Annotated in this window: 9 protein-coding genes; 1 reads left to right on the top strand and 8 read right to left on the bottom strand. The window is 43.7% G+C overall.

The genetic code is table 11. The features are described 5' to 3' along the window. Window positions 1–63: 63 nt before the first annotated feature. The 7 genes from ACRRU2_RS27670 to ACRRU2_RS27640 all read right to left on the bottom strand — a co-directional run bounded on the left by ACRRU2_RS27670 (window position 64) and on the right by ACRRU2_RS27640 (window position 10,691). Window positions 64–1,017 (bottom strand): D-2-hydroxyacid dehydrogenase, encoded by a 954-nt coding sequence (locus ACRRU2_RS27670; protein ID WP_432506609.1) that lies wholly within the window; start codon window positions 1,015–1,017, stop codon window positions 64–66. Window positions 1,018–1,053: 36 nt separating this feature from the next. Next, entirely contained in the window at window positions 1,054–1,983 is a 930-nt protein-coding gene (locus ACRRU2_RS27665) for a dihydrodipicolinate synthase family protein (RefSeq protein ID WP_432506607.1), read from the bottom strand. A gap of 17 nt (window positions 1,984–2,000) precedes the next feature. Then, a complete protein-coding gene (locus ACRRU2_RS27660) occupies window positions 2,001–4,331 on the bottom strand; it encodes a helix-turn-helix domain-containing protein (protein WP_432506605.1) in 2,331 nt (776 codons plus the stop codon). 125 nt (window positions 4,332–4,456) lie between these two features. Beyond that, window positions 4,457–6,853, bottom strand: coding sequence for an alpha-glucuronidase family glycosyl hydrolase (locus tag ACRRU2_RS27655; protein ID WP_432506603.1), 2,397 nt, complete (start codon window positions 6,851–6,853; stop codon window positions 4,457–4,459). 210 nt (window positions 6,854–7,063) lie between these two features. Then, the gene (locus tag ACRRU2_RS27650; RefSeq protein ID WP_432506601.1) at window positions 7,064–8,683 is read right to left on the bottom strand and encodes an extracellular solute-binding protein; all 1,620 of its coding nucleotides are present in this window, start codon (window positions 8,681–8,683) and stop codon (window positions 7,064–7,066) included. Between the two features lie 197 nt (window positions 8,684–8,880). Beyond that, complete coding sequence (locus ACRRU2_RS27645) at window positions 8,881–9,795, bottom strand: carbohydrate ABC transporter permease (protein WP_331700366.1); 915 nt, start codon at window positions 9,793–9,795, stop codon at window positions 8,881–8,883. Further along, window positions 9,789–10,691 (bottom strand): ABC transporter permease, encoded by a 903-nt coding sequence (locus tag ACRRU2_RS27640; RefSeq protein ID WP_331700367.1) that lies wholly within the window; start codon window positions 10,689–10,691, stop codon window positions 9,789–9,791. The genes ACRRU2_RS27645 and ACRRU2_RS27640 overlap by 7 nt, the downstream gene beginning before the upstream one ends. A 252-nt stretch (window positions 10,692–10,943) precedes the next feature. Between ACRRU2_RS27640 and ACRRU2_RS27635 the strand changes: the two genes are divergently transcribed. Continuing rightward, entirely contained in the window at window positions 10,944–11,759 is an 816-nt protein-coding gene (locus tag ACRRU2_RS27635; protein ID WP_432506599.1) for an HpcH/HpaI aldolase family protein, read from the top strand. 159 nt (window positions 11,760–11,918) lie between these two features. Here the strand turns inward: ACRRU2_RS27635 and ilvB are convergent, their stop codons facing one another. Continuing rightward, window positions 11,919–13,613 (bottom strand): biosynthetic-type acetolactate synthase large subunit, encoded by a 1,695-nt coding sequence (gene ilvB, locus ACRRU2_RS27630; RefSeq protein WP_432506597.1) that lies wholly within the window; start codon window positions 13,611–13,613, stop codon window positions 11,919–11,921. Window positions 13,614–15,115 lie beyond the last annotated feature (1,502 nt).

The following is a 15,115-nucleotide window of genomic DNA, read 5'->3' as shown; positions in this document are numbered from 1 at the left end:
CTTTCCTATTGCTTGCTGCCCTATCCACAATGAATCGACACCTCCTGAGTTCCGTTAGCGTGTTCAAACGCTGTTGATCGTGTCGCCTTGCAAATAGCTTTGTATATTGTTAATACAAATGGTCATAAGTCTTGAACGCGCTTCTTTACTCGCCCATGCTACATGGGGGGTAATGATACAGTTTTTTGCATGTATCAACGGATTATCAGACCGAGGTGGTTCTGTCGATAGTACGTCTAAGCCTGCGCCGGCTATTTTGCCTGTAAACAATGCATCTGCAAGATCCTGCTCTACGATAAGCCCGCCTCTGGATGTATTCAGCACAATCGCTTGATTTTTCATACGGGCAATCGTGCTGCGATTAATGAAGCCTTCTGTATCTTTTGTTAATGGACAGTGCAGGCTTATGATATCAGACTCTGCGAGAAATTTATCTATTTCCACATAGGCTTCACCATATAGCGATGTTGCGGGAGAAGACTTGCGGCTAACGCAAAGGACCCTCAAGCCTAATGCAGCAGCGATTCTTCCAACCTGTTGCCCGATCAGGCCATGCCCAAATATACCTATTGTTTTACCATAAAGCTCAGTTAGCGGAGCAATTGTAAAACAAAAATCCGGGGATGCCGTCCAATTTCCTTGCTTAACTGCATCCGCATGAGGCTGTACTTGATTGAACAAGGCGAGAAGCAGCGCTATCGTATGCTGCGCTACGGAGTAAGTGCTGTAATCAGGAATATTCGTCACGATAATTTCCCGTTCTTTGGCCGCTTGTATATCCACAATGTTATAACCGGTTGCAAGAACACCTATATAGCGCAAATGCGGCAGGCGCTCCAAGGTTTCTCTAGTTATTGGTGTTTTATTCGTCAGAATAATTTCAGCGTCAATAGAGCGTTCTACAATTTCTTGTGATGAGGTCCGGTCGTACACCGTTACATCACCCAGCTCTCGCAAACCATCCCAGCTCAAATCACCCGGGTTTAAAGTAAATCCATCCAGCACAACAATCTTCATATTTCCATTCTCCTTCAGCTTTTCCATCTGACTGCATTACTTTCCATCTGGCAGTTGCGCGGCTAAACGTTTGGAAAGCCGCTGCAGCTGCTCAACCTCCAGCCGATGAGTTGGTGTGAAAGCCGTATAATCTTGCGTTCGGCTTATATTATTTGTAAAGTTTCCTTCCAGCATTTGATAATACTTGGCATTGACAGGATATAATTGCTTCTCTATAAGGGATGCCATACTTAATTGATCACTCAGCTGTTTGGCTTCCACCGGCCTATCGCTATAGTTTCTAGTTAACCAAACATAAAGCTCTGGGTGAAAATTAGCCATAACACCGCTATATCCTGCAATTCCTAGCTTTAAGCTGTCGAGCAGCGTTGCCGTATTCGCGTTGTAAATTTTGAGCCCAGTGCCTTGTACGGCTTCTAGCTTTTCTGTTATATTCTCCATATCGCAGCTTGTATCCTTCAAGAAAAAGAAACGCCCCGTTTCGGCGCACCATCTCAGCAACGATGGCGACATCACACGTTTGTAAGGCGAAGGACATTCGTAGAAGCCTAGCGGAATATGCTCAGGGATATGCTTCAACAGTCTTTCCAGATTTCCCTTGAACATATCATCGGATTCATGCTGCTGCACGAGCCGGTTAGTGATCAGCACTAAAGCATCGATTCCTGTACCGCACATCGCCTTAAGCTCTTTTACCTGCTCCTCGAACGTATCCGCTATATGGCCGGAAGCTATGACTGGCACACGTCCCTTTGCTTTTTCCATAATAAATCTGGCAAGCTCCACCCTCTCATCCAGGCTAAGCTTAAACATTTCACTAGACTGGCATACTGCGAACAAGCCGTCAACCTTATGCTGAATATACCACTCCACCAGCTTTTCCAATGCCGTATAATCAACTTCATTTGATGCTGTAAAGGGAGTAATCATCGTCGGAAATACACCGTTCGGCAATTGCTTATTCATCACTCAACCCTCTTTTCTTATCTTTTCAATTTGCGGTAGTCTAGAGGCGTAATGCCTTCATATTTTTTGAAAAGTCTAATAAACGTAGTTCTGCTATAAATGCCCACCTGCTGCGAAATGGTGTTAATCGTCAAATCAGTCTCGATCAGCAGCTCCTTGGCTTTGTAAATGCGGTGCCTGCTAATATAATTGGTAAGATTAATTTCTGTCTTCTCATGAAACACTCTAGAAATATATTTAGCGGAAACGCCCATTTCTTCAGCGATTTTCTCCAAATATAAATCTTGATGATAATTTTCCTCGATATATTTAATAATCATCGATATTAAAGTGTTAGATTTGTCAGCAGGCTTATTGGGCATCTGCTCAATGATTTGATAGAAAAATTGATTCAGTAAACGTTTTTTCTCGTTAACATTAGGCAGAGATTCTGATTTTGTGCTTAAAATAATATGTTCCTCTTCTTTAATCACATTTTGAACATCGATCCCGATTTCCGCCAAAAATCTGCAGCCCGTATTGTACATTTCCGATACTAAGGAGGATATTCCGAGATGAGTGACTGCTGCGCCATTTTTATCTAATATTTCATCTACTTTGTTTTTTAAGCTTTCGAAATTCCGGGATTTAAGGCAATTAATAATAATATTTTCATCCATAAAAGAGTACGAATAGTTCATCGAAACCGGAGGGAGCTCCCCCGCATCGATTAACTGAAAATCATTGTTCTGATCTGCAGCTTCCAGCGCATACATGGCGTCTGCATAAGAGCTTTTAATCCCCGGAATGTCGCTGTATGTCCTCCCTTTGCCAATATGGATAAAGCAATACTTCGAGTCATAGCTAAAAGTATCCAGCAGCCTCTCCAATGCTGCCGTCACTTGCGAGCTGCAGTCCTCACTCTTTACATTAAATATGCAGATGTAAAACTGCTGCTCTTCCTCAAGCACATACGCATCAACCCTTGGCTGAAGAGTGGCCCATATAATATTTTTTATTTTCTCTAATATGACAAGCCGATCGGTATCTTGAATTTCACTATAAAAAGCAGGTTTGAATCCGAACTTGATATTACAGCATAAATAATTGGCATGAGAAAACAGCAGCTTTTCATGCAAGATCCGGTGCAGCTCATTACGATCCTTCAATGAAGCATTCCCGTGAAGAAACTTTAACAATATTTGATCCTTATAATGAATGGAGACGGTTTCCAGCTCGCTTCTGAACTTATGATTAAACTCCAGTAATTGATGAATGCCTTTTCCAATAACTTCGAACTCATTGTATTTGGTCAAGTAACGGTCAGCCAATATGGATTCCTCATTTTTGCTGAGCAGAATATCTCGAATGCGCTTGATTGGATTGTACAAATTAAAAGTAAAGATGAATGAAAAAATTATTCCCGCAATAAATAGAACGAAACAGACGATAAGAATCCATGTAAAAATATAATCCGTCTGCTTTCGGAGTTCTGCTTCGGACACAATGGCATAATAATTCCAGCCATAGCTTTCTGATTTAACAGAAATAACAGTACTTCTTACACCGTCAATATCCATTTCCCCATACTCCGAAGATCCGAGTGCAAAATAATCCGTTATGGATTGCATCGCGTCTGTACTTAATTCACGATTGTGCTTGCTTAAAACGACGTTATTTAAGTGATCTGTAACTAAAAAAGAACTAGAGCCAGTCACCGCATTATTTTGCAGCATTTCATGAATCATACCTACCGATATCGTTGTTACCAGTATCACTTTGTTGCCATTTACAATTTCCATCAATACGAGCGGAATAACATTTTTCCGGCTGCCGTTATTGGTCTTTACTTCGGACCTCTCTAAAAATTCAATAGATTTTTCGGTTTGCAGCTTATCCTGCCAATACTCGTAATTGTATTCTTTAAAGTTATATAACCGGTCAAAATAATCACGAAAATCATCAAGGCCGCTTCCCGTATACACCTTTACCCCATCAGCAATCAAAAAGAGATTATCAATGATAGCGCTTAAATTATTTCTGATTCGCAATAATCGCTGCGGGATTTCAGACATATAGACACGATCTAGTTGACCGTATTCTCCATAGGGAAGCAAATGAAGATTTTGCTCATAAAAAATATTCATGCTCGTTTCTTGTACGGTGCGCATATAAATATCCATCGTATTAGCCGATGACTGCAGATTCATATGTATTTTTTCGATATTCTCTGTTTTAATACGGCTATTTACATTAATATAAAAGGCAACACTAATGATGATAACAGGAAGCAGCAAGGACAAAAAATATAATAAAATGCGAAAGAATAAATGATTCAACCCAAAAATCGGACTTTTTAAACGTTTCATTTTGGACCTATTCCCCCCAGATGCTCAACGGCTGGCAGCTGCCATGTATACGGTTGCAAGCTCCATTTATTAGTAAACAGCTATGCATTTATCATGCCACACAGCCGTCTGCACTTCTAGGTATTTTAAGTCTGACGGGTAACCCATATTTCCGCAATATTCAATCGTTTAAAGCCTCTAATCCGCTGGAATGTGAGCTTTAGCTCGCCATTAGCAAGCGCCTCCTGTGGAATGAGGGATTCTTGTATAGTGCATTTACCTTCCTTAACCTGGATATCATCCTGCAGTCTGTACTTGTCGTTAACCGTCATGCGCACCCATGTATCCCTGCAAAGGTTCGGATCGATGGTGTCGCCTACATAAGTGACTTTGACTTTATAGGCGGAGTGAGGGTCCAGCTGACTGTAAGTAATGTGAATGGGTGTTTCGGTCATGGTGTTAACATGGTTCACCCATGCTAGAGGAACGCCTCCCAGCTTCATTTTCTCCTCCTCTTTCATTCGTAACAGATAAAACGCAGCTGCCGTTCTTGGCGATATTAAGTAGCCAGGGTCCTGTTCCCAGCCTGGCCCCGGATCGACCCGGCGATCCTGGCCATATGCGCCCAAATTGCTGTAATAACCGCCCGGTCCCGGGTTTGTTCGATTCAAAGCTTGATGGATGGCTTCTAAGCGCTTATCTTCCGTATCCAACGCTCTAATAATTGCACATTGGGTAAGCAGCCAGTCAATATCATTGAGCGAATAATCCATACTGTCGATAAATGCGCCTCTATCTACACCTATCGCAAAATGCCGCCCTACCGTTAATTGATAACCGATATTATCAAACAATTTGTCGGCCAGCTCATGACACCGCTGCTTATAGTCCTGTGCTACAGGCTCCTCTTTGGCAAGCATCAATTGCTGCTCTACCTTCTTTAAAGCTTCTAAGCTTCCAGTTACTGGCGCAAAACGCAAAGCATCCTTCGCTCTAGCCTCCAGCTCCGTCTCATAGATCAATCTCCGTTTCACGTAAGCATCGAAATACGCGCGAATCAATCCCATTTGAAAGCGATAATTGTTCAGCACCTCTGGCGCTGCTTCCCGCTCCATCTGCATCCATTGCAAAAGCGTAACCTCTACCTGCTCATTGACGATCAGCGGACCTTCCCAATTTTCCTCCAATGCCATTAATCCTCTTGCTACCGGTTCAGCATATTCGCTGCCGATAAACAAGCGAGCGAAATCTCTTAGTGTTTCCATAACAGGGGTATCCGGATCCCAATCTTGATCGCTCCAGACAAATTTATTGACATCATCGTTAATTCCTTCTGAATAGGAAATATTGCCGATTGCGTATGGCGCAAATAAATTATGGATATGCTTTTCTGCTGCCGGGCGAGGATTAAAGCCCTCCCTGCCGACTGTTCTGGCCAAAGCCATGTCCCAGTTGGCGACTGGATATTGGCAAACATAATTATGAGTAATATCTTCATACCGGCAGATCGGATATTTCGCTGGAATGCGCTCTCTAAATTGCGGAAGCATTTCATCCACATGAGGACCGAACACTACACCGCCGAGCCATTCCGGCTCTCGGTCCATATTTTCGTAGAAGCTGTCCAGCCAAGGCTTCGGCTCATATTTCATAACTTGCGGTGCCAGCCAAATCTGCCCTGAAGGGTGATAGCGCTTCAGCAGTTCAGATACCTCCTCCGACCATTCAAATAACCGATCGGGATGCATTCCGCCTGGATCGCTTCCAGGAATCATGACCACATTAATTCGCTTTAATTTGCTAAAAATGTCTTCCCGTTCTGCAAGCTCGAACGCTCGAGTCTGCGGATCGGTATAATCATCTCCCATATTGGGATACCAGATCCACACATCCAGCCCATAAGAATCAATAATCTCTGATAACCGAATCATCATTTCCATAGGGTCGACCTTCATCAGAGGCCCCGTCGCATCATCATCGGTGCGGGGAGGCACAATCTCTATACTGTTTGCCCCGAATAAAGCCAGCTCTCTAATATACTGCTCATAGGTTTCAACTGTCCAAGCGTCGTAAGCATTGGTCTTCGGCCGGTAGCCGAGCTGATGCCCTCTCGTCTTGTAGCGCGGGGAAGTTATCAGTTTCATGCTGCTATCCATTTTTATCGACTGCTTCTGCATTACCGCTTTACGGAGAAACCTCCCGACCCCGTATAAGACACCTCTCGCATCAGCACCAATAATATATATATGCTCACGATCGTCTTGTACTACTGTCTGCAATAAGTAGCCTTCCGGCTGCAGATGCTCAAGCTCTTGCTGCAGCTCACTGCCAGAGTCAATCATATGCTGTAAATTTTTTGCTGTCCCGACCACTATGGACGTGCTGTGCTCCAGCCCGTATTGATGCGTAAGCGGCAATGTGATTCCTGTTCGTTTGCCCACTTCCTCGATCAAGACATCGATTGCCTTGGCCTCGGCGCCTTGAGTGCCTTCGCATGCTACAATGGCTGCTTTGCTCAAATCCAGAGCAGATTTCATGCTCATCCCAACCTCTCTATTATAAATAAAGCAATAGAAATGAATGGCCACTACGATCAAGTTTGGACTTCCGACCGCTGTTGTCCGACAATTTTTTGATTCTATAAACCTAATAGAGGTTAAAATTGGCGGACAAAGGCGGACGCTATCGCTTCTGCAGTTCCAATCTTGCTCTTCGTTTATCTTTTCTATTGCTTTCAATGAATCGACACGCTCTTAAGGATTGCTAGCTAAGAACCGTTTATTGGCTTCATTATAGATATCTTCAATTTCCAAGGCTCCGCTGTCCTTTAGTTTCTGTGCAAAGCTGTCAAACTCGCTTAATGGTTTCGTTCCAATGATAAATTTATCTACTTCTTGGTTAACAAGGGTGTCTATTTTTGATAGCAGCGTTTTTACACGATTGATCTCTTCATCATTAAGCGGCGGTGGAGGCACATCAAACATGTAGCCATTCTCCACTTTGAATTTCGTGCTCCATTCCACTAGTTCATCAGAAGACAGCAATGCCATCGGACGCTCATCCACATTCAATGTGAATGCCTGGAAACCGATTCCCAAAGCATTTTGCATCGTACGGAACGGATCTTTTACATCCGCATATTTATTGATAATTTCTTCTGCAATTACCGGCTCTCCATCCACGATATTATAATGCTCGCCTTTGATGCCGTAGTTGGTAGTCAGCGTCCCTTCCTCTCCATACATCCAATCCAAAAACTTAACTACGTCCTCAGGCCTGTCGACCTTCGCATTAATGACAAAATGGTGCAGCCAATCCTTTTTATACATTAAATTACGCTTCTGTCCGAATTGATTTTCCATCGGTAAAAGCAGATCGAAATGCGCATCGGGATCTGTAGGCTTCAATGCCATCGTAAACTGTTCTCCGAAGCTATTATTGTCAAAATAGAACAACGCTTTGCCCGAGCTCAGCTTCTCTTTCATCGCATCCCCCGTATTTAAAGCATAGTCGGGATCAAGCAGCTTTTCCGAATACAGTCTGTGCAAAAACTCCAGCGGAGCTTTGAACTCTTCGTGAGCCGGACCGTATACATACCTTCCTCCGTATACATCCGGGTCATAATAAATTTTATAGCCTGAACCCATTGCGAATCCTAATGAGGAAAGCAGATTAGGCGAGCCCTCGCGATTCGTAAACGGAATTTTATCTGGGTAAGCTTCTTTAAACTTTTTCAGCACTTCGTAAAGCTCTTCAAAAGTGGTCGGCACCTTCAAGTCGAGCTTTTCAATAAGATCCATGCGAATCATTGGCGCCTGTGCCAGCTGCAGTTTCCATTTGCCAAGCAAAGGAAAACCAAACAGCTTCCCGTTTACCTGGCCCTTGCTAATATCTTTATTTTCTTCGATGAGCTTCTTTAAGTTGGGAGCATAGTCCAAGTAATCGGATATTGGCAAGAACAAGCCGTTTTTAGCTGCTTCTGCAAAATAAGGCTTGCCGTTCGGGATGCGCATCACATCTGGAAGATTGTTAGTAGCAATCAGTGTTTGCGCTTTTTGATCATAATTGGCATTCGGTACAGGCTCTAAATTTAATTTCACATTGGTCAGTGTATGAATGTAGTCAAATACTGGAGCATCGGTCACGATCTGCGGTGAACTATCCACTGTCATTACTTTCAAATTCAGTGGCTTATCAAGCAGCTTGGTGCTGACTGCTTCGCCGGGCGGTTGACTTGCTTTTACAGGCTCGGTCTCCGCATTATTCCCTTTAACGTTATTCTCCTTATCGCTATTCCCCTTATCACTTGCACACCCCGCCAATAGCATCATAAACACGAGAATACTTGAAATGATTAATGTGCTTTTCTTCACACGTTCCACTTCTCCCCTCAATCATTTTGGTAAACCCAAGGTGAAACGGCTGTCGCCATCCTTATGGCGATCGCGCGTTTCATTCCGGAGAAATATAAGAACAGGTATAAGCTGAATACTTATACTTTCTTATATTTGGACAAACCTGTGCCCTCACCCCTCTCCTATTCATTCACAGAAATACGTGAAGCAACTGCCTATCCTTTTAAAGAGCCAACCATCGCGCCTTGGACAAAATATTTCTGAATAAACGGATAAATGGCCACAATCGGCAAAATCGTAATAATAATAATGGCGTATTTCAGATTCGTAGAAATCGTTGACAAATCCCGTGACGGATCGGTATCCTGCAGGCTTCCGTCAATAAGCATGCTTCGCATAATAAGCTGGACCGGATACAGCTTCTTATCATTCAAATAAATCATGGCCGGAAAAAAGCTGTTCCAATGCCACACCGCATAAAACATCACCATCGTGGCTATGACCGGCAAAGATAACGGCAAAATAATTTTAAGAAATATTTTAAAATCATTGGCACCATCCATGTAAGCGGATTCATTAATTTCATTAGGTATATTTTGAAAAAAGGTTCTCATGATCATCATATACCAGACATTAATAGCTGGCGGAATAACGATAGCCCATATACTATTCGTCAAATGCAGGCTGTTCACTACCAAATACGTAGGGATCATCCCGCCATGAAACAGCATCGTTATAATAATAAAGATGGTGAAAAATTGTCTCCCATACAGCGTGCTTCTTGACAACGGATATGCGCAGAGAGCCGTAGCTGATACATTAATGAAAGTGCCCACTATGGTGTAAAGAAACGTATTGCTATAGGAACGTAGAACTGAAGCATCGGAAAAAACAACCTTATAAGCCTCAATATTGAATCCTATCGGAAATAATTTAACATCCCCTCGCATAACATATAAACCGTTGCTGACGGAAACGACAGCTATATAATAAATCGGATATAAAAAGGCAATGACCAGCATAATCAGCATCAAATAAATGAAAACATCAAATAGTAAGGAGCCGATTGAAATTCGCTTAAGCCTTCTTTTTTTGGGTGCCTCGATTACATTTCCCGCTGGTTCTACCATAGACTAGTCTCACTCACTTTCTTCGCCACCTTATTGGCGCCAACCACAAATAGCAGGGCGATAATGGATTGAAAAACCTCTACCGAAGTCGCATAGCTGAAATCATTCCCAAGCAATCCCCTTCGATAGACATAGGTGGAAATGACATCCGCCGTTTCGTAGGTAGGTCCCGAGTACAGCAGCAAAATTTTCTCGTAGCCAATGGACATGATGTTTCCAAGATTTAATAAAAACATAATGGTAATTACCGGAGCGATTCCGGGCAATGTTACATAACGAATCTGCTGCATGCGATTCGCCCCATCCAGCTTGGATGCTTCATACAGCTGCGGATCAACAGAGGCGAGCGCCGCCAAATAAATAATGGAACCCCAGCCCACCCCCTGCCATATTTCAGAGCTAATGTAGATCGTTCGAAACCAATCCGCATCCATAAGAAAGGGAACAGCTTCTATACCGAATGCGCCGAGCAGGCGATTCAATAATCCTTCATTGGATACAAAATTGACTACCATTCCGCATACAACTACTGTGGACAGAAAATGCGGCAAATAGCTTACGGTTTGCGCAAACTTCTTGACGACTTTTATTCTTGCTTCATTAAGAAGTAACGCTAGAACAATTGGCGCCGGAAAGGAAAAGATAATCATATATACATTGATTAGAACTGTGTTGCGTACCAGCTTCCAAAAGTACGGGTCCGATAAAAAATCTTTGAAATGCAGAAAACCGACCCATTCACTTCCGAATACCCCTTTTACAAAATTGTAATTTTGAAATCCGATTAGCAATCCGAACATGGCACCATACTTAAAAATTAAAAAATATAAAATGGGCAATGCCAGCATCGCATATAAATATTTATTTTGATCTAGCCGTTTCCTTATCGTGGACATTCCGTTTATCCCTCCCGTCCGGTTTGCTGTTTGTAAATTCAGCTTAGCACAGCATGCAGCCAAGAAAACCAACCATTTCCGGTATACAAGTGCCAAGATTCCACCTTCTATGCATTTGTTTCAAATATCCCTGATGTATCATTTTTCTAACTATTACGGTGTGAGAATATTGGAAAACGAAAGGAGTTTTGCCTAATTGACTATCATTTGGATCAAATTTACTATTGAGGCATCACAGCTATTGGAGGTTGGATGATGAACGCTCAAAGCATGAAAGAAGCATTAAGGAACGGTCAGCGCGTTTACGGAACATTAATTACTTCTCCATCACCGAAGTGGCCCGCACATATCAGACAACTGGGAATGGATTTTGTATTTATCGATACGGAACACATAAGTCAGGATCGTCATCAGCTGTCTTGGATGTGTCAAGCCTATAAAGCGCTGGGGCTCACTCCAATCGTACGCATTCCTTCTCCTGATCCTTACACCGCAACTATGGTTTTAGATGGCGGCGCCGACGGTGTTATAGTTCCCTATGTCGAAACAGTGGAACAAGTACAAGCCTTGCGTGGAGCCGTTAAGTATCGTCCGTTAAGAGGACAAAAGCTGGAGCGTCTATTGAATGGCAGCGAGGAATGCGGCGAGGAAATGAACCGTTACCTGGAAGAATACAATAAAAATAATATCTTTATCGTTAATATTGAGAGTAAGAATGCTATTGAAGCATTAGACGATATTTTGCAAATACCCGATTTGGATGCCGTCCTTATTGGACCGCATGATTTATCGTGCAGCTTGAATGTTCCTGAGCAATATGATCATCCTCTTTTTCTTCAGGCCGTAGATGAAATTATTATGAAGGCAAGAAGCTATGGGGTTGGGGCTGGTATCCATTACTGGATTGGAACAGAACAACAAATTAAATGGGCCAAGCGGGGACTGAATATGATTATCCAAAGCTCAGATCTCAACGCATTTATCGATCATTTGTCATCAGATTTTGATACTATAAAGACTGCACTTGGGGATCAAGCCGTACCCGCTTCGGAGAGCATCAATATTTGATTATTCCGGCGCAATAGTACAGTTGCTAGACCAAATAGGAGAGTGTCGATACATTGTTGAAGAGGCAATATGCAATCGACACTCTCAATAGGTATGTTATTCATTATCATGCTCACTGCATAACGCCCGACTGATCGTTGACGAATGGTATGTTTTACGTCATTCGAAATCCCCCATAATCATTTGATCTAGAGTCGTTCCCGCAAGCACCATCGGATAAACTTTTTCATCTTTTGGGATCATAAATTCCACCAGCACGGGGCCTTGAGTTTCCAATGCTTCCTGCCATACACGCTCGGCCTCCTCCTTGCTGCTGGCCCTCAGCCCTTTGATGCCATACGCTTCGGCAAGCTTTACAAAGTCCGGGCTGCCGGCAAGGTCAATCTGGCTGTACCGCTTCTCATACATAAGTTCTTGCTGCTGCTTCACCATCCCAAGTACCTCATTGTTCAAAACGACAATTTTGACGGGAATTTGCTGGATCGCGCATACGGCCATTTCCTGTGCACACATCTGCATGCCGCCGTCTCCGTTAATAGAAACGACAAGGCGGGATGGATTGCCCAACTGTGCTCCGATTGCCGACGGAAACCCGAACCCCATTGTGCCAAGGCCTCCTGATGAGATCAGCGAACGAGGATGCTTGAATTTATAAAATTGTGCGACCCACATCTGATGTTGGCCGACATCGGTAGTTACAATCGCATTCCCCTGTGTAGTTCTGTCGATCATTTCCAGCACATATTGCGGTTTAAGTTCTATATCAGAGTCTTTGTACCTCAGCGGGTACGCTGCTTTGTCTTGATGCAGCCGCTTGATCCAGGCATTGGATAAAGCCGGCTTCGCTTTTGTATTAGCGTAATCCAACACCGCTTTGATGTCACCGACACAGGCAATATCGGTCTTCACGTTTTTGCCGATTTCGGCAGGGTCGATATCAATATGGGCAATCCGTTTCGCGTTTGGAGCAAATCCGTTTATTTTCATCGTTAGACGGTCATCGAATCGCGATCCGATGGATAGGATCAGATCGGCGTTTTGAATAGCCATATTGGCTGTGTATGCTCCATGGTGTCCCGCCATGCCTAGCCATAGCTCATTCGCGCTTGGAAATCCGCCTAAACCGAGCAGTGTGGTCACAACCGGAATATTCGTTTTATTCACGAACTCGAGCAACTCCTCAGCTGCATTCGCATACACAACCCCGCCGCCGGCGATAATGAGAGGCTGCCGCGATTCGGCAATCGCTTGAAGCAGATTATCGATTTCGGTGTAGTTCAATTCCGGCTCTGGGTTATAGCCGCGTATATGCAAATATTCGGATGGCTGGAACCGCAGTTTTTGGTTCGACACATCTTTTGGAATATCGATCAGTACAGGCCCTTTCCTTCCCGTGCCCGCAATATAAAATGCTTCGTGAATAATGCGCGGAAGATCATTGACGTCACGGACTAAATAGCTGTGCTTGGTGATAGACATGGTGATGCTGATAATATCAGATTCCTGAAATGCATCCGTCCCCATTACGGTTGTCGGTACATTGCCGGTAATGACTACTAGCGGAACGGAGTCCATATAAGCGGTTGCGATCCCGGTAACCAGATTGGTCGCACCGGGCCCTGAGGTGGCTATACATACCCCTACTTTCCCCGTCGAGCGGGCATAACCGTCCGCAGCATGAATGGCTCCCTGTTCATGTCGAGTCAAACAGTGATTAAACTCTGGATTTCCGACCATCGCATCGTATATATACAATACGCTGCCCCCAGGGTACCCAAATACGCATTCGACTCCTTCCTGTAATAAGCAGCGCAGCAAACATTCCGAGCCCGTGATCCATTCGGTATTTTCCATATAACTTCCTCCTCAAAAATGATAAGCCCCTCTCATCCACATCCGGCCAACGATCTGCCGTGCTTGATAGGGACGAAAGGGGTTCATTTTCGCGGTACCACCCTGGTTTGCCGAAACCTTGCGATTCCAAGCCTCATGAGGTAAGTTTATCCTTACCTGCAGCACGATAACGTGTGCCATTCCGTTTGAGCCTACTAATCTAGCCAATTCGCAACTACGATGTTCGGTCAAAAGCTCCGAGATGACATCGCACAATGGATTACGGCAAAGGTTTCAGCTTTCCCTTCGCTCTCTGGACATAAGAGCCGTTGCGCTTTTTTCTCTTCTTCGCTTTTTCTTTATTCTCGAGTGAATACAAATAACCCCTCTCATCCACAGCCGGCAGCTATAAGCTGGGCCAAAGGGACGAAAGGGGTTTATTTTCGCGGTACCACCCTGGTTTGCCGGAATTTCGCAATTCCGAGCCTCATGAGGTAAGGTTGCCCTTACCTGCAGCACGATAACGTGTGCCATTCCGTTTGAGTCTACTGATCGCATCCGAATGCTGGACGAACGTTCGGTCAAAAGCTCCGAGATGACATTGCACAACGGATTACGGCAAAGGTTTCAGCTTTCCCTTCGCTCTCTGGACATAAGAGCCGCCACGCTTTTTTCTCTTCTTCGCTTTATTATTTATGTTCAATATATGCAGATAACCCCTTTCATCCACAGCCAGCAGCGATCTGCTGAGCCTAAGGGACGAAAGGGGTTTATATTTTCGTGATACCACCCTGGTTTGCCGGAATTTCGCAATTCCTAGCCTCATGAGGTAAGGTTGCCCTTACCTGCAGCACGATAACGTGTGCCATTCCGTTTGAGTCTACTGATCGCATCCGAGTGCAGGATGAACGTTCGGTCAAAAGCTCCGAGATGACATTGCGCAATGGTTTATGGCAAAGGTTTCAGCTTTCCCTTCGCTCTCTGGACATAAGAGCCGCCACGCTTTTTTCTCTTCTTCGCTTTATAAAATTATATTAGAAGCATGATATCATATTCCGGCTATTTCTTCAAATCAAATATGGAATGAATTTCAATTACTTTTATTCCCCTTGCCAGGTTTTAGCTGGCATATATCCATCTGCAACATGATTTTCATCAAACGTAATTATCGATAGCTGATATCCAATTACCTTTTTCTCCGAGTCATACAGAACAATATAAAGAAAATAATCGTTTACCCTTCATTGTAACTAATATTTTACAAATATACCATGTCATTAAATTATCTATTATTCCGTTTGTATACACTGTTATGAATTATTGAAGCCAACAAGAACAAAATCACCTATCGGTGACCTAACTTGCCTTCATCGTGTGTAGCGAACAAACGATGCGGCGCTATTTGCGGTGCGGTCATCCATGACCGTTAGAACCAAAAAGCAGTCTTTTTGTTGCATGCGCGGACACTTTTGACCGTTAGAAGCAAAAAACAGTCTTTTTGTTAGCATACGCGGACACTTTTG

The organism is Paenibacillus sp. GXUN7292 (genome assembly GCF_050864975.1).
GTDB lineage: Bacteria > Bacillota > Bacilli > Paenibacillales > Paenibacillaceae > Pristimantibacillus.
This window is presented reverse-complemented; position numbering and strand designations above follow the sequence as displayed.